18 protein-coding genes are annotated in these 17,923 nt (G+C 56.5%); 10 read left to right on the forward strand and 8 right to left on the reverse strand.

Translation table 11 applies throughout. The annotated features are described in order from the left end of the window. The first annotated feature begins 10 nt into the window (after nt 1–10). From rnpA to RRF55_RS19340, 9 genes are all read left to right on the forward strand, one after another. The gene (gene rnpA, locus RRF55_RS19300; protein ID WP_004151535.1) at nt 11–370 is read left to right on the forward strand and encodes a ribonuclease P protein component; all 360 of its coding nucleotides are present in this window, start codon (nt 11–13) and stop codon (nt 368–370) included. After that, the gene (yidD, locus tag RRF55_RS19305; protein ID WP_004151536.1) at nt 334–591 is read left to right on the forward strand and encodes a membrane protein insertion efficiency factor YidD; all 258 of its coding nucleotides are present in this window, start codon (nt 334–336) and stop codon (nt 589–591) included. The genes rnpA and yidD overlap by 37 nt, the downstream gene beginning before the upstream one ends. 2 nt (nt 592–593) lie before the next feature. Further along, nucleotides 594–2,240 carry a membrane protein insertase YidC gene (yidC, locus tag RRF55_RS19310; RefSeq protein WP_004150295.1) on the forward strand — a complete coding sequence of 549 codons (1,647 nt, stop codon included), beginning with the start codon at nt 594–596 and terminating at the stop codon, nt 2,238–2,240. 194 nt (nt 2,241–2,434) lie between these two features. Continuing rightward, on the forward strand, nt 2,435–3,799 hold the full coding sequence (mnmE, locus tag RRF55_RS19315) for a tRNA uridine-5-carboxymethylaminomethyl(34) synthesis GTPase MnmE (RefSeq protein WP_004181597.1): 1,365 nt from the start codon (nt 2,435–2,437) through the stop codon (nt 3,797–3,799). Nucleotides 3,800–3,918: 119 nt separating this feature from the next. Continuing rightward, nucleotides 3,919–4,338: a GNAT family N-acetyltransferase gene (locus RRF55_RS19320; protein ID WP_004151539.1), complete on the forward strand. Its 420-nt coding sequence runs from the start codon at nt 3,919–3,921 to the stop codon at nt 4,336–4,338. A 99-nt stretch (nt 4,339–4,437) separates the two neighbouring features. Continuing rightward, nucleotides 4,438–5,616: an MFS transporter gene (locus RRF55_RS19325; protein WP_014908135.1), complete on the forward strand. Its 1,179-nt coding sequence runs from the start codon at nt 4,438–4,440 to the stop codon at nt 5,614–5,616. After that, nucleotides 5,591–6,550: an HTH-type transcriptional regulator YidZ gene (gene yidZ, locus RRF55_RS19330; RefSeq protein WP_004211197.1), complete on the forward strand. Its 960-nt coding sequence runs from the start codon at nt 5,591–5,593 to the stop codon at nt 6,548–6,550. The genes RRF55_RS19325 and yidZ overlap by 26 nt, the downstream gene beginning before the upstream one ends. Nucleotides 6,551–6,859: 309 nt before the next feature. After that, complete coding sequence (locus RRF55_RS19335; RefSeq protein ID WP_165452887.1) at nt 6,860–7,435, forward strand: 4'-phosphopantetheinyl transferase family protein; 576 nt, start codon at nt 6,860–6,862, stop codon at nt 7,433–7,435. Nucleotides 7,436–7,471: 36 nt separating this feature from the next. Next, nucleotides 7,472–8,038: an NADPH-dependent FMN reductase gene (locus RRF55_RS19340; RefSeq protein WP_004151543.1), complete on the forward strand. Its 567-nt coding sequence runs from the start codon at nt 7,472–7,474 to the stop codon at nt 8,036–8,038. A gap of 45 nt (nt 8,039–8,083) precedes the next feature. Here the strand turns inward: RRF55_RS19340 and RRF55_RS19345 are convergent, their stop codons facing one another. Continuing rightward, nucleotides 8,084–9,421 (reverse strand): NCS2 family permease, encoded by a 1,338-nt coding sequence (locus tag RRF55_RS19345; protein WP_004145100.1) that lies wholly within the window; start codon nt 9,419–9,421, stop codon nt 8,084–8,086. A gap of 169 nt (nt 9,422–9,590) precedes the next feature. Between RRF55_RS19345 and yieH the strand changes: the two genes are divergently transcribed. Further along, nucleotides 9,591–10,256 (forward strand): 6-phosphogluconate phosphatase, encoded by a 666-nt coding sequence (yieH, locus tag RRF55_RS19350; RefSeq protein WP_004145102.1) that lies wholly within the window; start codon nt 9,591–9,593, stop codon nt 10,254–10,256. Between the two features lie 79 nt (nt 10,257–10,335). On the opposite strand, the gene RRF55_RS19355 is transcribed toward yieH, so the two are convergent. The 7 genes from RRF55_RS19355 to pstC form a co-directional block, all read right to left on the reverse strand. Next, on the reverse strand, nt 10,336–11,055 hold the full coding sequence (locus RRF55_RS19355; RefSeq protein WP_004901614.1) for a glucosamine-6-phosphate deaminase: 720 nt from the start codon (nt 11,053–11,055) through the stop codon (nt 10,336–10,338). A 49-nt stretch (nt 11,056–11,104) separates the two neighbouring features. Next, the gene (locus RRF55_RS19360) at nt 11,105–12,271 is read right to left on the reverse strand and encodes an alpha/beta hydrolase-fold protein (protein WP_439419156.1); all 1,167 of its coding nucleotides are present in this window, start codon (nt 12,269–12,271) and stop codon (nt 11,105–11,107) included. Between the two features lie 38 nt (nt 12,272–12,309). After that, nucleotides 12,310–13,944, reverse strand: a complete 1,635-nt coding sequence (locus RRF55_RS19365; RefSeq protein ID WP_064153630.1) for a carbohydrate porin — start codon at nt 13,942–13,944, stop codon at nt 12,310–12,312. A gap of 477 nt (nt 13,945–14,421) precedes the next feature. Beyond that, on the reverse strand, nt 14,422–15,147 hold the full coding sequence (gene phoU, locus RRF55_RS19370; protein ID WP_004145007.1) for a phosphate signaling complex protein PhoU: 726 nt from the start codon (nt 15,145–15,147) through the stop codon (nt 14,422–14,424). A 50-nt stretch (nt 15,148–15,197) separates the two neighbouring features. Further along, entirely contained in the window at nt 15,198–15,971 is a 774-nt protein-coding gene (gene pstB, locus RRF55_RS19375; protein ID WP_004145006.1) for a phosphate ABC transporter ATP-binding protein PstB, read from the reverse strand. Between the two features lie 47 nt (nt 15,972–16,018). Next, nucleotides 16,019–16,909 (reverse strand): phosphate ABC transporter permease PstA, encoded by an 891-nt coding sequence (gene pstA / locus RRF55_RS19380; RefSeq protein ID WP_004151547.1) that lies wholly within the window; start codon nt 16,907–16,909, stop codon nt 16,019–16,021. Then, nucleotides 16,909–17,868, reverse strand: coding sequence for a phosphate ABC transporter permease PstC (gene pstC, locus RRF55_RS19385; RefSeq protein WP_004145004.1), 960 nt, complete (start codon nt 17,866–17,868; stop codon nt 16,909–16,911). The genes pstA and pstC overlap by 1 nt, the downstream gene beginning before the upstream one ends. Nucleotides 17,869–17,923: the final 55 nt, after the last annotated feature.

The raw sequence follows: 17,923 nt of genomic DNA on the forward strand, positions 1-17,923 counted from the left end.
CTAACCCTGCGTGGTTAAGCTCGCATTTCCCAGGGAGTTACGCTTGTTAACTCCCAGTCATTTCACTTTCGTCTTCCAGCAGCCACAACGGGCTGGCACGCCGCAAATCACCATCCTCGGCCGCCTGAATTCGCTGGGGCATCCCCGCATCGGTCTCACCGTCGCCAAGAAAAACGTGAAACGCGCACATGAACGCAATCGGATTAAACGTCTGACGCGTGAAAGTTTTCGTTTGCGTCAACATGAACTCCCGCCAATGGATTTCGTGGTGGTGGCGAAAAGAGGGGTTGCCGACCTCGATAACCGTGCTCTCTCGGAAGCGTTGGAAAAATTATGGCGCCGCCATTGTCGCCTGGCTCGCGGGTCCTGATCGGCCTGATTCGAGTTTATCAGCGCCTGATTAGTCCGCTACTCGGGCCGCATTGTCGTTTCACCCCAACCTGTTCTCAATACGGAATTGAGGCCTTACGCAGGTTTGGAGTGATAAAAGGCAGTTGGTTGACGATGAAACGCGTATTAAAATGCCACCCTTTACACCCTGGTGGTGACGATCCCGTCCCGCCTGGACCATTTGATACCAGAGAACACTAACGATGGATTCGCAACGCAATCTTCTTATCATCGCTTTGTTGTTCGTGTCTTTCATGATCTGGCAAGCCTGGGAGCAGGACAAAAATCCGCAGCCCCAGCAGCAGACCACGCAGACTACGACCACAGCAGCGGGTAGCGCCGCCGACCAGGGCGTACCGGCCAGTGGCCAGGGGAAACTGATTACGGTTAAAACCGACGTGCTTGAGCTGACTATCAACACCAACGGTGGCGATATTGAGCAGGCGCTGCTTCTGGCGTATCCAAAAACGCTGAAATCGACCGAACCGTTCCAGTTACTGGAAACCACGCCGCAGTTTGTCTACCAGGCGCAGAGCGGCTTAACCGGCCGTGACGGTCCGGATAACCCGGCAAACGGCCCGCGTCCGCTGTACAACGTCGATAAAGAGGCGTTTGTGCTGGCCGATGGCCAGGATGAGCTCGTTATCCCGCTGACCTACACTGACAAAGCCGGCAACGTCTTCACCAAAACCTTCACCCTGAAGCGCGGTGGCTATGCGGTGAACGTGGGTTACAGCGTGCAGAATGCCAGCGAGAAGCCTCTGGAAGTCTCAACCTTCGGTCAGCTGAAGCAGACCGCTGCGCTGCCGACCAGTCGCGATACGCAGACCGGTGGCCTGTCCACGATGCATACTTTCCGTGGCGCCGCGTTCTCCACTGCGGATTCGAAATACGAGAAATATAAATTCGATACCATTCTGGATAACGAAAACCTGAACGTCAGCACCAAAAACGGTTGGGTTGCCATGCTGCAGCAGTACTTCACCACCGCATGGGTGCCGCGGAATAACGGGACGAATAACTTCTACACCGCCAACCTCGGCAACGGCGTTGTCGCTATTGGCTACAAATCGCAGCCGGTACTGGTGCAGCCAGGCCAGACCGACAAACTGCAGAGCACGCTGTGGGTCGGCCCGGCTATTCAGGACAAAATGGCTGCCGTTGCGCCGCACCTGGATCTGACCGTCGACTACGGCTGGCTGTGGTTCATCTCCCAACCGCTGTTCAAGCTGCTGAAATTCATCCACAGCTTCCTCGGCAACTGGGGCTTCTCGATCATCGTTATCACCTTTATCGTTCGTGGCATCATGTACCCGCTGACCAAAGCGCAGTACACCTCCATGGCGAAGATGCGCATGCTGCAGCCGAAGATTCAGGCCATGCGTGAGCGTCTGGGCGACGATAAACAACGTCAAAGCCAGGAGATGATGGCGCTGTATAAAGCGGAAAAAGTAAACCCGCTGGGCGGCTGCTTCCCGCTGATTATTCAGATGCCGATCTTCCTTGCGCTGTATTACATGCTGAGCGCCTCGGTTGAACTGCGTCATGCGCCGTTTATCCTGTGGATCCACGACCTGTCTGCTCAGGACCCGTACTACATCCTGCCGATCATCATGGGCGCGACCATGTTCTTCATCCAGAAGATGTCGCCGACCACCGTGACCGACCCGATGCAGCAGAAGATCATGACCTTTATGCCGGTCATCTTCACGGTGTTCTTCCTGTGGTTCCCGTCTGGCCTGGTGGTGTACTACATCGTCAGCAACCTGGTCACCATTATTCAGCAGCAGCTGATTTACCGTGGTCTGGAGAAACGTGGCCTGCATAGCCGCGAGAAGAAGAAATCCTGATACTCTTCATTCTTCAAGCCGCAGATGCGTTGGCTTCATTAGTTCGCCCCAGTCACTTACTACAGTAAGCTCCTGGGGCCTCACTAACTTGCCGCCTTTCTGCAACTTGAATTATTTCGAGTATCTACGGTAGCGTTAATGCCAGAGAAGGCGGTCAATGGACCGCCTTTTTTACATCTACATAGAGAGTCACCATGAGCCATAACGACACTATCGTCGCCCAGGCAACCCCTCCGGGACGCGGGGGTGTGGGCATCCTGCGTATCTCCGGCCTTAAGGCGCGCGACGTCGCGCAGGCGGTGCTGGGCAAGCTGCCGAAGCCGCGCTATGCCGACTACCTGCCGTTCAACGACGTTGACGGTACCCCGCTGGATCAGGGGATTGCGCTGTGGTTCCCCGGGCCGAACTCCTTTACCGGGGAAGATGTGCTTGAGCTGCAGGGCCACGGCGGCCCGGTCATTCTCGACCTGCTGCTTAAACGTATTCTGACCCTGCCGGGCCTGCGCATCGCCAGGCCGGGTGAGTTTTCCGAGCGCGCGTTCCTCAACGACAAGCTCGATCTGGCGCAGGCAGAGGCCATCGCCGACCTTATCGACGCCAGTTCAGAGCAGGCGGCGCGCTCGGCGCTGAATTCGCTGCAGGGGGCGTTCTCCGCGCGGGTGAATCATCTTGTGGAAGCGCTCACTCACCTGCGCATCTACGTGGAAGCGGCCATTGACTTCCCGGATGAAGAAATTGATTTCCTCTCCGATGGCAAAATTGAAGCCCAGCTGAACGAGGTGATGGCCGATCTCGACGCCGTCCGCGCGGAAGCTCGTCAGGGCAGCCTGCTGCGCGAAGGGATGAAAGTGGTGATCGCCGGGCGGCCAAATGCCGGTAAATCAAGCCTGCTGAACGCCCTGGCGGGCCGCGAAGCGGCGATCGTCACCGATATCGCCGGTACCACCCGCGACGTGCTACGCGAGCATATCCATATCGACGGCATGCCGCTGCATATCATCGATACCGCAGGCCTGCGCGATGCTAATGACGAAGTGGAACGTATCGGCATCGAGCGCGCCTGGCAGGAGATTGCCCAGGCCGATCGGGTGCTGTTTATGGTCGATGGCACCACCACCGGCGCCGTTGACCCGGCGGAGATCTGGCCAGACTTTATCGAGCGCCTGCCCGCTAAATTGCCGATTACCGTGGTGCGCAATAAAGCCGATGTCACCGGCGAAGCGCTCGGTATCAGCGAAGTAAATGGCCACTCACTTATTCGCCTGTCGGCACGTACCGGCGACGGCGTGGAGGTGCTACGTAACCACCTCAAGCAGAGCATGGGCTTCGATACCAATATGGAAGGCGGCTTCCTCGCCCGCCGCCGTCACCTGCAGGCCCTGGAAGAGGCGGCGAACCATCTGCAGCAAGGCAAAGCCCAGCTGCTGGGCGCCTGGGCCGGCGAGCTGCTGGCGGAAGAGCTGCGCCTCGCGCAGCAGGCGCTGAGCGAGATCACCGGGGAGTTCACTTCCGACGATCTGCTGGGCCGCATCTTCTCCAGCTTCTGCATCGGTAAGTAACCGTCAGTCCGTAAACGTTCACTAACCCGTATTAACGCCGCGTTAATGCGGGTTTTTTCTTGCCCTTTGCAACGCAACGTTCTCTACTTTTATCTCCCCCTCTGCCGCGAGACTAAAACATGACCGTTGAATATACCGTGATCGAGAAGGTGCCCTCCGCCGAAGCGTTTTGCCACCTGCGGGTAGCCGCCGGCATGTCGCCGCGCCCCCTGGAAGGCGCCAGAGCCGGACTGCCGCATAGCTGTTATGGCGTACATATCCTCTGGCAGGAGACGCCGATCGCGATGGGACGCATCGTCGGCGACGGCGCGATTAATTTCGATATTGTCGACGTCGCCGTCGATCCGGCTCACCAGGGAAAAGGCCTTGGCCGGCTGGTGATGGAGAAGCTGGTCGCCTGGCTGGACGCTAACGCCTTTGATGGCGCCTACGTTACGCTGGTGGCGGATGTGCCGGAACTGTACGCGAAGTTCGGCTTCGAAAGCGTTCGCCCGGAGAGCGAGGGGATGGCCCGCGTCTGGCGAACCCGCAGTCGTTAGCTCGCATTTCCTGCCAGGAAAAGAGCGTTGTCCAAATGGCAACTCGTCTTACGGCGCGTTCCTCACTATGCTGAACGCCATTCACATCGCGAGGATCCCATGACACGCTTTCTTCTCTGCAGCTTTGCCCTGGTTCTGCTCTACCCCTCCGGCATCGATATGTATCTGGTCGGCCTGCCGCGTATTGCTCAGGACCTGGGGGCCAGCGAGGCGCAATTACATATCGCCTTCTCGGTCTATCTGGCCGGTATGGCCTCCGCGATGCTGTTTGCTGGCCGCATCGCCGACCGCTCGGGGCGTAAGCCTGTCGCTATTGTAGGTGCAGCGATCTTTGTTATCGCCTCCCTGCTCTGCGCCCAGGCGCATACCAGCAGCCACTTCCTCATCGGACGCTTTATCCAGGGGATCGGCGCCGGCAGCTGCTACGTGGTGGCTTTCGCTATCCTGCGCGATACGCTGGACGACCGTCGCCGCGCCAAGGTGCTGTCGTTGCTCAACGGCATCACCTGCATTATCCCCGTCCTGGCGCCGGTGCTTGGCCACCTGATTATGCTGAAATATCCGTGGCAGAGCCTGTTCTACACGATGACCGGCATGGGCGTCATGGTCGCTGTGCTGTCGGTCTTTATCCTGCGTGAAACGCGGCCGACGGCGCCTCCGCAGGCAGCGTCACCGCAGCATGACGCTGGCGAATCGCTGTTGAATCGCTTTTTCCTCAGCCGCTTACTCATTACCACCCTCAGCGTGACGGTGATCCTGACCTACGTTAACGTCTCGCCGGTACTAATGATGGAAGAGATGGGGTTCGACCGGGGAACTTACTCAATGGCGATGGCTCTGATGGCGATGATCAGCATGGCGGTCTCCTTCTCAACGCCGTTCGTCCTGTCGCTGTTTAACCCCCGCACCTTAATGCTGACCTCACAGGTGCTGTTTCTGGCGGCAGGCGTGACGCTGAGCCTCGCCACTCGCCAGGCCGTCACCCTGATCGGGCTGGGCATGATTTGCGCCGGCTTCTCCGTTGGGTTCGGCGTCGCGATGAGCCAGGCGCTGGGGCCGTTCACGCTGCGCGCGGGCGTCGCCAGCTCGGTCCTCGGCATCGCGCAGGTGTGCGGTTCATCGCTGTGGATTTGGCTCGCCGCCATCATCGGACTCAGCGCAATGAATATGCTGATCGGGATACTCATTGCCTGTAGCATAGTGAGCCTTGTTTTGTTACTGGTCGTCACCCCGCCGCGGGTTGCGCAATACGATGAAGAAGCCGCTGTCGAGTCTTGATCTTAATTTACTCCTCTGCCTGCAGCTCCTGACCCAGGAGCTCAGCGTTACCCGTACGGCGAAGCGGATGAACGTTTCGCCGTCAGCGGTGAGCAAGTCGCTGGCCAAACTGCGCGCCTGGTTTGACGATCCGCTGTTTGTGAAAACCCCGCTGGGCCTGGCGCCCACGCCGCTGGTCAGCAGCATGGAGCAGGATCTGGCGGACTGGATGCAGATGGGCAACCAAATCCTCGATAAACCGCACCATACCATGCCCAGCGGCCTCAAATTCGAACTGGCGGCGGAAGCGCCGCTGCTGATGATCCTGTTTAACACCCTCTCTCAGCGCATCTATCAGCGCTATCCGCAGGCATTGATTCGTTTGCGCAACTGGGACTACGACTCCCTGGACGCCATCATCCGCGGTGAGGTGGATATCGGCTTCTGCGGACGCGAAAGCCATCCGCAGTCGCGTGAGCTGCTGAGCCTGCTGCCGTGGTATATCGATTTTGATGTGCTGTTCACCGACCTGCCGCAGGTCTGGCTGCGCGCCGATCATCCGGCGCTCAGGGAAGAGTGGGATCTGGCGGCATTCTTACGCTATCCGCATATCACTATCTGCTGGGAACAACGCGATACCTGGGCCCTGGACGACGTGCTGCAGGAGCTGGGGTATAAGCGTAACGTGGCGCTGACCGTGCCGGGGTTTGAGCAATCACTTTTTATGGCCGCTCAGCCGCAGCACACCATGCTGGCCACCGCGCCGCGCTACTGTCAGCACTATAATCAGCAGCACCAGCTGCCGCTCGTCTCCCGGCCGCTCCCCCTGGAGGCGCAGCATCTGGAAAAGCTGCGCGTTCCCTTCACCCTGCTATGGCATAAGCGCAACAGCTACAACCCGAAGCTTGTCTGGCTTAGAGATACGCTGAAAGCGCTCTATTCCGGTACGCTTTAAGCCTTGTTTCGTGCCCATAGCACCTTATTTGCGCAAGAATTTGTAAAATTCAAACAAATTCCCTTTTCAATGGGGGATTTCGGCATTAAAACCTGTTAATACCAGGCGATAATAGCGCCCGCAGTTTTATCCAGACCATTACTCACGGAGCGACGTATGGCAACGCATTTTGCAAGAGGGATACTCAGTACCGGGGAGCCGCTATCGACACGTTTGTCAGCGGCCTGTCATCAATCCGCACGTCTTCTCCCGACATATCGCCAGGCTCGCTTTTGCGCGTCGCGCTCGCTGCTTGCCGAGCTGCTGTTTATGCTTTACGGCATCAGCGAGCTGCCTGAAATCATCAACGAAGCCAATGGCCGACCGGTTTTTAGCGATCGCCAACTCCCCCGCTTTTCGATCGCTTATACTGGCAATATCGTTGGTGTTGTCCTCACCACCGAGGGGGATTGTGGCCTCGACATGGAACTGCAGCGCACTGTCCGCAGCCACGACGCCGACCGGCACAATTTCAGCAACAATGAGAATCTGTGGATTAACATACAGCATGATCCGGACGAAGCGCGCAGCCAGCTGGTAGCGCTGCGTCGCAGCGTGCTAAAGCTGACCGGCGAAGCATCAACGCAGCTGCAGCTGCTGCCCGGCTCTGGCCGCCTGCGCACCGCCGGCAGTCAGCCAATCGAAGCGGTATGTGACGCCGAATCGCTGCTGGTATGGTCCATTGCCGCTACCCCGAACATCGGCTCGCTGAAGGTCTGGGAATATGATGCTAAGGGAGGTGACTGGCGCAGCCTGGCGGATGCGCAGCAGCGCGCACGCGAACCGTCAGCCCGCCTGATGCGCTTTACCAGCTTACCCATGGAAAAAACCTTATCCCTCAATTGACCGGTCTTGCCGGCATCATGATCCAAAGGAGCAATCATGTCAGATACCTTGAAAGTGGTTACGTTACTCGGCAGCCTGCGTAAAGGGTCGTTTAATGGAATGGTCGCGCGCACCCTGCCCGGCATCGCGCCAGCGGGCATGGATATCTCCGCGCTGCCGTCGATCGGTGATATCCCGCTGTACGATGCTGATATGCAGGAGGAAGAAGGTTTTCCGCAGCGCGTGCAGGAGATTGCGCAACAGATCCGCGAGGCGGATGGGGTAGTGATAGTCACTCCAGAATATAACTATTCCGTGCCTGGCGGCCTGAAAAACGCCATCGACTGGCTGTCACGCCTGCCCGAGCAGCCGCTGTCCGGCAAACCGGTACTGATTCAGACCAGCTCAATGGGCGCCATCGGCGGTGCGCGCTGCCAGTATCATCTGCGGCAGATTCTGGTCTTCCTTGATGCGATGGTAATGAATAAACCGGAATTTATGGGCGGCGTCATCCAGAACAAAGTGGATCCGCAGGCGGGTGAAGTGGTCGATCAAAGCACCCTCGACCATCTGCGCGGCCAACTGACCGCTTTCGGCGACTATATTCGGCGGGTTAAAGCATAAAAAAAGCCCGGCAGCGATGCCGGGCTTTTTCATCATGCGTGCGGATTAATGTGCATCGATAAAGACAATTTTCAGCACGAACAGCAGCGAAACGATAATCACACACGGGCTGAGCTCGCGCAGCCGGCCGGTACCGATCTTCATCACGCAGTAAGAGATAAAGCCCAGGGCGATACCTTCGGTGATCGAGAAGCTAAACGGCATCATCACTGCGGTGATGAACGCAGGCACCGCCTCGGTCAGGTCGCTCCACTTCACGCGCGCGAGGCTGGAGGTCATCAGCACGCCAACGTATATCAGCGCGCCCGCGGCGGCATAGCCAGGAACCATCCCCGCGAGCGGAGAGAGGAAAATAACCAGCAGGAACAGGATACCAACGACAACGGCGGTCAGGCCGGTACGCCCGCCCACGGAAACGCCGGAAGAAGATTCGATATAGGCCGTCACCGACGAGGTACCGATGAAGGAGCCCGCCACCGACGAGACGCTATCGACAAACAGCGCTTGCTTCATGCGCGGGAATTTACCGTTGGCATCCGCGAGACCCGCTTTATCCGTCACGCCAATCAGCGTCCCGGAGGAGTCAAACAGGTTGACCAGCATAAAGGAGAAGATCACGCCGGCCAGGCCCAGGTTCAGGGAGCCCGCCAGATCGACCTGACCAATCACCGAAGCCACGCTCGGCGGCGCCGAGACGATCCCGGTGTAATGCACGTCGCCCAGCATCCAGCCCAGCAGGGTGGTCACAACGATAGAGACCAGTACCGCGGCGTGAATGTTGCGCGACGCCAGAATCGCGATGATAAAGAAGCCCAGCACGCCCAGCAGTACGCTGTGGGAAGTCAAATGACCAATGCTGACCAGCGTTTCCGGATTGGCGACAATCACCCCGGCGTTTTTCAGGCCCATCATGCCGATAAACAGGCCGATACCGCTGGTGATACCTACACGCAGGCTAAGCGGAATATTGGCGATCATCCAGTAACGTACGCGGAAGATGGTCAGCAGCAGCAGGCCCACGGCGCCCCAGAAGATGGCGCCCATGCCCACCTGCCACGGCAGCCCCATCGCCTGCACCACCACAAAGGCGAAAAAGGCGTTCAGGCCCATCGCCGGCGCCAGGGCGACCGGCAGGTTCGCGAACAGACCCATCAGGATACTGCCGAAAGCGGCAATCAGACAGGTGGTCACAAACACGGCGCTGGTATCCATGCCCGCTACGCCAAGAATTTGTGGGTTAACAAAAACGATATACACCATCGTCAGGAACGTGGTGAAACCGGCGATGGCTTCGGTGCGCACCGTGGTGCCGTGCTCGCGCAGCTTAAATACGCGCTCCAGCAGACCCTGGCCAGAAGACTGGCTGGTTTGTTGTTGACTCATTATCGGTTTCCGAACGTAAGGAGGGAAAATTCGAGGCTATCCTATACCAAATTACGGCACCAGGCGCGGTTGTATGGTAATTTTTTTCATTTATTTTGCTTATACGGCAACGATTGCGTCGCGGCATTGAGCATTACGAAAACGTTAAACTTGTTAATATGGAAAGGCTATGACTCAACCAGAAGCAGTATTTTTTGACTGTGACGGCACGCTGGTCGACAGCGAGGTGATTTGCTCCCGCGCCTACGTTCACATGTTTCAGGAATTCGGCATTACGCTGGACCTCGCCGAGATTTTTAAGCGCTTCAAAGGTGTGAAGCTGTACGAAATTATCGACACCATCAACGCTGAGTATGGCGTTAATCTGCAAAAGGCCACCCTGGAGCCGATTTACCGGGCCGAGGTCGCTCGCCTGTTCGATAGCGAGCTGGAGGTGATTCCCGGAGCCCAGGCGCTGCTGGATGCGGTAAGCGTCCCGATGTGCGTGGTTTCCAATGGCCCGGTCAGTAAGATGCAGCACTCGCTCGGACGCACCGGCCTGCTGCGCCATTTCACTGACCGCTTGTACAGCGGCTACGATATTCAGCGCTGGAAGCCCGACCCGGCGCTGATGTTTCATGCGGCAGAGGCCATGCAGGTAAAAGCCGAAAACTGTATTCTGGTGGATGACTCCAGCGCCGGCGCTCAGTCGGGGATTGCCGCCGGCATGGAAGTGTTTTATTTCTGCGCCGATCCGCACAACCAGCCGATCGATCATCCCAAAGTGACGACCTTTACCGATCTGGCAGAGCTGCCGGCATTGTGGCAGGCGCGCGGCTGGGATATCACGCGTTAAGGGCCTGGTGAGCGGCACGTTGGCATCGATGCCCCCCCGCTATGCGTCTGCGTAAGCGGGGAATAGAACTAGCGGCTTTTTATTGCTGCAATTCCGCCGCCGCCGCTTTATCGGCAATAATCACCAGTGAAGGGTGCAATTTGAGCACTGAAGCCGGCACCTGCACGCTGACCGGACCTTCCACCACTTGCTTTAACGCGTGCGCTTTTGCCGCACCGCTGACAATTAGCAATAAATTTTTCGCCGCCATCACGCTTCTCGGCCCCATGGTGACATAGCTGTCTGGTACTGCCGAGATATCCCCGCCCATCTCGCTGTTAGCGATAAGAGCAATCATTTCCCCATGAATCGGCACTTCGACCGTCTGATCATGAAAGCGGGTGGTATTCGGCAGGTTGCCGCAAAAATGGCCGTCGGCCCCCAGCCCCAGCACCATCAGATCCAGACCGCCAGCCTCTTCCAGCTGGCGATCGTGCTGAGCGGCGTTGTCCAGCGTCAGCTTGTGAATGTTCTCTTCTTTGATCTGCGCCGGGGTAAAAAACAGCTGGCGCAAATTAGATATCGTGACGCCTTCTCGCGACTGGCCGCGAAAAGGGATCTCATCGAAGTTGTAATAGTGCACCCGATCATAGAATGCTTTGCCTTTCACGGCGGCGGTCAAATGCTCATACATCCGCTTTGGCGTGCTCCCCGCCGTCACCGCCAGATTCACCCGCCGCGGCGCCGTGATATAGCCCAGAACATGATGGCTGGCGACCAGGCTCATCTCTTCATAATCTTCGGTCACAATCATTTTCATCTTGTCGTCCTTCACAAGCACAAAACGGGGGCTGAAGGCCCCCTAAAGGTTATTTAAACAGTTTTTGCACAAACTCGGCGTAGGCCGGGCGCCAGACGTCCATTTCATGGTTCAGGCCGGGATACTGGTGGTAATCAAATTTAATCTGCTGTTTTTCCAGCTCGCTTTTCAGACCAGTAATGTCTTTACCGGTCACAGAATCTTTTTCCCCGACGACCACGGTAAAGTTACGCAGCTGCTTATTGATCGCGTCAGGCTGCTTCAGCTGCGCTTCCACGCCGGCATTCGGCACCGTGGTAGTCGTAACGCCGCTAAAGGTGGCGAGCCAGCCAAAGCTCTCCAGATGATTCATTCCGGAAACCAGCGCCTGATAACCGCCCTGCGAGAGGCCCGCCAGCGCCCGACCGTCGGCATCTTTACGCACGTTAAATCGGGCATCGATCAGCGGAATAATATCCTGCATGAGCTCTTTATCCGCCGCCTGCGCATTAAGTGGATAGAAGGTTTTGCGCCGCTCCTGCGGCGGGAAGTTTTCCGCGACCGCTTCCGGGATATCGGTTTCGGTATCCGGGACCACCACCAGCATCGGCTTAATCTTGCCCTCCGCCAGCAGGTTATCCATGATTTGCGGGATCCGCCCCTGATCGATGGCCGACAGGCCGCTGTCGCCAAAGCCATGATAGAAATAGAGCACCGGCAGCGGATCGCCGGTTCCGCTATAGCCCGGCGGCGTCCAGACATAGAGACGACGTTCGGCGTTCAGAGCCTTCGAGTGATAGGTGAGGGTGCGCAGATCGCCATGCGCAACCTCCCGATCGTCAAGAATACTGCCCGGCACCAGAATCAAACTGGTGTTCACCTGGCGCTGCGGCTTCTGATAGCGGCTGCCGGTATCTACCGAGCGGAAGCCATCCACATCGAAATAGTATTCATAGAGATTGGGCTTCATCGGCTCGCTTTTCCATGTCCAGACTCCGTCCGCTGCTTTGGTCATGTCGTGCGAGACAAAGGAGTCCGGCGTGGCGCCAGTCACTATCGAGACCCGCCGGGCATCAGGGGCAAACAAGCGGTAAGTGATACTCTTATCCGCGTTAACCTGGGTGATAAAGTGGCTCACCGGCAGGCTTGGGTCCGGCATCGCGGGTAATGGCGCCGCCTGGAGGGTAAACGCCGCGCCCGCCAGCGCCAGGGCGAAATAAATTGCATGTCGTTTCATCGTTGTTCCTCTTTCGTTGTGTCCGTTCAGTTATCGTCTCACCACCAGATTTCCGCCTGCGCCCCCACGGCAAACTGATCGTTCTTCCCGTCTTCAAAAATGCTGGTGGTATTATTCGCGGCCTTATCCAGGTCAATATCCTTCGCTTTAATATAGGTGGCATAGAAACGAATTTCCGGGCGCGAGGTCAGCATACTGGTATTGACTTTGAAGGTATGGAACAGTGTGGTCTTGTAGCCGGACTCGTTATATTTCTTGCCGGTAACATCTTTGTTTTGCTGTTTGAAGTACCCCAGCTCGACGCCGGTCTGGTTATATTTATCCCAGATATAAGCCGGTCGCAGAACCGTACGGATAGATTCAAAATCGGAGTGGGCCCCGGTTTCGTAGCTATAGACGTCGTTACCAAAAGAGTAGACGATGGCATTCGCCATAATAACGTCATCGCGTAAATAGGTTTCCCCCTGCGAGGTTAAGCGCACGGCGGTGCCATTGGTATGATCGCCATAATAGCGGCCATTAAAGGTGGTATAGGGGCTGGATCCGGCATAGCGTGAGAAGCTGCTGGCAATAGAGTTATTGGCCAGTAAGAAAGAGAATTCGTTAAAGCTGCCGTTAGCAAATTTCTGCGTTAACGAGGTACCAGCCATCCAGGTATCTTTCCACGGATAATAACCTTCATTGCCCTCTTTATATTTCTCAGAGGAACTTTGGTTGGCGGCGACATAGCGTCCGCTAACCATCAGGCTGGCTTTATCCCACAGCGGAATCTCTTTGTAGCGAACGTCCAGGGTGTTGGTGTTAATTTGCTGCTTATTGCTTAAAGAACGGTCATAATCATCGACATCTTCGCGAATCAACGCGATATCGAATTTCCCGGCGCCCACCTGCCAGTTTTCCAGCCCTACGCCGGCCGCCGCATCGGTTCTCTGCGTTTTCCAGTCCAGCATCTGGATTTCAATTTTTGGCGCCCCGTGTTTGCCGACCCAGAAATCGGCTTCCGGCGCAAACGGCAGGAACCCTTTGGTGTTAACATACATATCCGAGAATTGAATGTAGTTTTCGCCGCCGGCATTGTCACCAAACCAGCCAGTGGAATACTGCTGGCCGACGTTCCCGTCGAGCATCACGATGGCGTCGACGCGTTTATCGCCTTCCTGAAACACCCGCTGCTTCAGCTGCAGATCGAACCAGCCGGAATATTCATTACCCAGGCGGCCAAGCGAACCGATCGCCCATGATTTTGGCGAGCCGTGCGAGGCGGTCCCCCAGCCGGAACGGAAGTAGCCGTTATAGCTAAAGCCAATTTCATCTTTCACGAACTTGCTAAAGTCTTTCAGCGTCATCGCGCTGTAGGCTGGCGCGCCATCGGTGACAGGTTGTTGATTTTTAACCAGCACAGCATCCGGTTTAACCGCCGTTTTCGGCCCGGCGGTCGCCCCCCCGGTATTGCGCTTCTGACCTTCCGCAGGAGGAGACCATGAGGCCCAAATCTGGTCTCTTTTTCTTTCCTGGTCCTGATATTTTTTGAGCTCTTTTTGCGTGTCTTTGAGCGCTTTTTCCAGCAGCTCAAGCCGTTGTTCCACCGTCAACTGGCTCGCTAGCAGATTAGTTGAATAACAAAGTGGCGCCAGCAAGACTATCGCCGAAGCGATCCTGTTTTTTCTCATCATAATATTCCCTTATATAATCATTGGCGTAAATAAAACACGACAACAACCCTATTCCGTGCCGGTGCTAATAGCCGTATCCATACCGTTTGACGTCGCGGCGGCTGTTATTTTTGCGGTTAGACAAAAACAAAAAAACCTGAAGAAGACCATCTGCCTTGGCAGATAATCCTCTTCAGGTTTTGCCCGCGCATCGCGGTAGCAACCCTCATTCAGCCATTATTGGCCCGCATAAAACAAAAAACCTGATATCGCCCCCAGGAGCAATATCAGGTTTTGCCTGCTGTCGCAGTCACAATCCGTTTAAACCATCCTGAGCGTTAAAACTCAGTGAGTGGCGGCTGATTGTTACGCGATAAAATGAATAACTCAAACGGGCAGATTGTTAATTGTGACGATAATCTCAGCAATCTCGCAGCCGCGGGGTAAAACATATCTAATTCTGATAAATCCATTTACCAGAATTAGACAGAATGATTATTACTCTTTCGGATCTTTGCCAGCGAGCAGTTTATCCAGCTCATCGCCGCCAACGTGACGGAAATCCTGACCTTTGACGAAGTAGAAAATATATTCGCAGATATTCTGGCAGCGGTCGCCGATACGCTCGATGGAGCGCGCGCAGAACAGCGCGGTCAGGACGCTGGGGATAGTGCGCGAGTCTTCCATCATGTAGGTCATCAGCTGACGCACGATGCCTTCATACTCCTGGTCGACTTTCTTATCTTCGCGATAGATACGTACCGCTTCGTCGAGATCCATACGCGCAAACGCATCCAGTACGTCATGCAGCATCTGCACCGTGTGGCGGCCCAGCGATTCGAGGCTCACCAGCAGCGGCTGGTGCTGCTGGGAAAACTTCTCCAGCGCGGTGCGGCAGATTTTATCCGCCACGTCGCCAATGCGTTCCAGCTCAGCGATAGTCTTGATGATCGCCATCACCAGGCGCAGGTCGCTGGCGGTCGGCTGGCGCTTGGCGATGATGCGCACGCACGCTTCATCGATAGCCACTTCCATCATGTTGACCTGCTTGTCGCCGTCGATGACGCGTTTCGCCAGATCGCTGTCCTGGTTATGCATGGCGGTGATGGCATCAGAGAGCTGCTGTTCCACCAGCCCACCCATGGTCATCACCTGGGTGCGGATATACTCCAGTTCAGCGTTGAACTGGCCGGAAATATGTTTGTTAAGATTTAGGTTGTCCATGGTGTCTCCTGATTGCCCAACTGGTGAGAGCCTGAAAGCACAAGGGCAAATCAACCGTAGCGGCCAGTAATATAATCTTCAGTTTGTTTCTTCGCGGGCTTAGTGAACAGGTCATCCGTGTTGCTGAACTCAATCAGCTCGCCAAGATACATAAATGCCGTATGGTCGGAGCAACGCGCAGCCTGCTGCATGTTGTGAGTCACGATAACGACGGTGTAGTCCTGTTTCAGCTCGGTGATCAGCTCTTCGATACGCCCGGTGGAGATCGGGTCCAGCGCGGAGCACGGCTCATCAAGCAGCAGCACTTCCGGGCGGATCGCGATACCGCGGGCAATGCACAGACGCTGCTGCTGACCACCGGAGAGAGAATACCCGCTCTGGTGCAGTTTATCTTTGGTTTCGTTCCATAATGCGGCTTTGGTCAGCGCCCACTGCACGCGCTCGTCCATATCGGCACGGGACAGCTTTTCAAACAGGCGCACGCCGAAGGCGATATTGTCGTATATGGACATCGGGAACGGCGTTGGTTTCTGGAACACCATGCCAACCTTAGCGCGCAGCAGGGCGATATCCTGGGTGTTAGTCAGAATGTTGTCGCCATCCAGCAGGATCTCACCTTCCGCGCGCTGCTCCGGATACAGTTCAAACATCTTGTTGAACGTGCGCAGCAGGGTGGATTTACCACAGCCTGACGGACCGATAAACGCCGTCACCTGGTTTTTGGTGATATCCAGGTTGATGTTCTTCAGGGCATGGAATTTGCCGTAGTAGAAGTTCAGGTTACGAACTGAAATCTTACCCGGAGCTGTATTCACCATACTCATCTCAATCTCTTCCTCATTCAGCGCAGCAGTTGCTGCGCTGCAAAAAATTAACCGTGTTTCTTCTTGGCGAAGATAACGCGCGCCAGGATGTTCAGCAGCAAGACGCACAGGGTGATAATCAATACCCCGGCCCATGCCAGTTGCTGCCACTCCGCAAACGGACTCATGGCAAATTTGAAAATGGTCACCGGCAGGTTGGCAATCGGCTGCATCATGTCGGTGCTCCAGAACTGGTTGGACAGCGCGGTGAACAGCAGCGGCGCCGTTTCCCCGGCGATACGGGCGATAGCCAGCAGGATCCCGGTCATAATCCCTGAGACGGAGGCTTTCAGGGTGATCGCCGAGATCATCTTCCACTTCGGCGTCCCCAGCGCATAGGCCGCTTCACGCAGGCTATCCGGCACCAGCTTCAGCATGTTTTCGGTGGTACGAATAACGATAGGCACCTGCAGCAGCGCCAGCGCGATAACGCCCGCCCAGCCCGAGAAGTGCTGCATCTGCGCCACCACAATGGTGTAGACGAACAGCCCCACCACGATAGACGGCGCGGAAAGCAGAATGTCGTTGATAAAGCGGATGATTTCCGCCAGCACCGACTTGCGGCCATACTCCGCCAGATAAATTCCGGCGAGGATACCCAGCGGCGTACCAAATACGGTTGCCCACAGGATCAGCAGGCCGCTGCCGGCGAGGGCGTTAGCCAGTCCACCGCCCGCCGTATTCGGCGGCGGCGTCATTTCGGTGAACAGCGCCAGACTCATGCCGTCGAAACCGCGGGTTATCGTCGCCATCAGGATCCAGATAAGCCAGAACAAACCAAACGCCATGGTCGCCATCGACAGCGCCAGAGCGATACGGTTCTTCATGCGGCGTTTGGCCTGCATCTTGCGACGGGACTCCGCCAGTTCGGCGGTAGTTTGCAATTCAATGGTCGCCATTAGCGTGCCCCCTCATTCTTCGCGAGGCGCATAATCATAAACTTCGACGCGGCCAGAACGATAAAGGTGATAACGAACAGGATCAGGCCCAGCTCCATCAGCGCCGCCACGTGCAGGCCGGTTTCCGCTTCGGCGAACTCATTAGCCAGCGCGGAGGTAATACTGTTCCCCGGCATATACAACGAGATGCTGTCGAGCTGGTAGGTGTTGCCGATGATAAAGGTGACCGCCATGGTTTCACCCAGCGCGCGGCCCAGACCGAGCATCACCCCGCCGATCACCCCATTCTTGGTGAACGGTAAGACAATGCGCCAGATCACCTCCCAGGTGGTGCAGCCGATGCCATAGGCCGACTCTTTCATCATCACCGGGGTCTGTTCGAAAACATCGCGCATGACCGCGGCGATGTAAGGGATGATCATGATGGCCAGAATGACGCCAGCGGCGAGAATACCGATACCAAACGCCGGGCCGGCAAACAGCGCGCCGACGAACGGGATGGTCGACAGGACGTTGCCGACCGGCTCCTGGAAGTAAGTCGCAAACAGCGGGGCGAAAATAAACAGGCCCCACATGCCGTACACGATGCTCGGGATTGCCGCCAGCAGCTCAATCGCAATGCCCAGCGGACGCTTGAGCCAGGCGGGGGACAATTCTGTCAGAAACAGCGCGATGCCGAAGCTCACCGGAACGGCGATCAGCAGCGCGATAAAAGAGGTGACCAGGGTTCCGTAAATCGGGACCAGCGCGCCGAAGATCTCGTTAGGCGCATCCCACTCTTTGGTCCACAAAAAGGCAAAGCCAAACTTTTGAATGCTCGGCCAGGAAGAGATGATCAGGGAAACGATGATGCCGCCCAGCATCAATAGCACAATCAGCGCAGCCAGTTTTACCAGCGCACTGAAAATCATGTCACCCTTTTTCCCCGGAGGGGTAAATGCAGGCTTGGTTGCAGCCATAGATTACTCTTTACGTATTAAAACTTGTTCGAATAAATGCCCGGTGGCGTTGGCT

Source organism: Klebsiella sp. K47, assembly GCF_051858335.1.
Lineage (GTDB): Bacteria > Pseudomonadota > Gammaproteobacteria > Enterobacterales > Enterobacteriaceae > Klebsiella > Klebsiella pneumoniae.

Excerpts from the sequence above, each read along its gene's own strand:
- yidD (WP_004151536.1), top strand. The coding sequence starts at position 334 with ATGGCGCCGCCATTGTCGCCTGGCTCGCGGGTCCTGATCGGCCTGATT.
- yidC (WP_004150295.1), top strand. The coding sequence starts at position 594 with ATGGATTCGCAACGCAATCTTCTTATCATCGCTTTGTTGTTCGTGTCT.
- mnmE (WP_004181597.1), top strand. The coding sequence starts at position 2,435 with ATGAGCCATAACGACACTATCGTCGCCCAGGCAACCCCTCCGGGACGC.
- RRF55_RS19320 (WP_004151539.1), top strand. The coding sequence starts at position 3,919 with ATGACCGTTGAATATACCGTGATCGAGAAGGTGCCCTCCGCCGAAGCG.
- RRF55_RS19325 (WP_014908135.1), top strand. The coding sequence starts at position 4,438 with ATGACACGCTTTCTTCTCTGCAGCTTTGCCCTGGTTCTGCTCTACCCC.
- yidZ (WP_004211197.1), top strand. The coding sequence starts at position 5,591 with ATGAAGAAGCCGCTGTCGAGTCTTGATCTTAATTTACTCCTCTGCCTG.
- RRF55_RS19335 (WP_165452887.1), top strand. The coding sequence starts at position 6,860 with ATGCTTTACGGCATCAGCGAGCTGCCTGAAATCATCAACGAAGCCAAT.
- RRF55_RS19340 (WP_004151543.1), top strand. The coding sequence starts at position 7,472 with ATGTCAGATACCTTGAAAGTGGTTACGTTACTCGGCAGCCTGCGTAAA.
- RRF55_RS19345 (WP_004145100.1), bottom strand. The coding sequence starts at position 9,421 with ATGAGTCAACAACAAACCAGCCAGTCTTCTGGCCAGGGTCTGCTGGAG.
- yieH (WP_004145102.1), top strand. The coding sequence starts at position 9,591 with ATGACTCAACCAGAAGCAGTATTTTTTGACTGTGACGGCACGCTGGTC.
- RRF55_RS19355 (WP_004901614.1), bottom strand. The coding sequence starts at position 11,055 with ATGAAAATGATTGTGACCGAAGATTATGAAGAGATGAGCCTGGTCGCC.
- RRF55_RS19360 (WP_439419156.1), bottom strand. The coding sequence starts at position 12,271 with ATGAAACGACATGCAATTTATTTCGCCCTGGCGCTGGCGGGCGCGGCG.
- RRF55_RS19365 (WP_064153630.1), bottom strand. The coding sequence starts at position 13,944 with ATGATGAGAAAAAACAGGATCGCTTCGGCGATAGTCTTGCTGGCGCCA.
- phoU (WP_004145007.1), bottom strand. The coding sequence starts at position 15,147 with ATGGACAACCTAAATCTTAACAAACATATTTCCGGCCAGTTCAACGCT.
- pstB (WP_004145006.1), bottom strand. The coding sequence starts at position 15,971 with ATGAGTATGGTGAATACAGCTCCGGGTAAGATTTCAGTTCGTAACCTG.
- pstA (WP_004151547.1), bottom strand. The coding sequence starts at position 16,909 with ATGGCGACCATTGAATTGCAAACTACCGCCGAACTGGCGGAGTCCCGT.
- pstC (WP_004145004.1), bottom strand. The coding sequence starts at position 17,868 with ATGGCTGCAACCAAGCCTGCATTTACCCCTCCGGGGAAAAAGGGTGAC.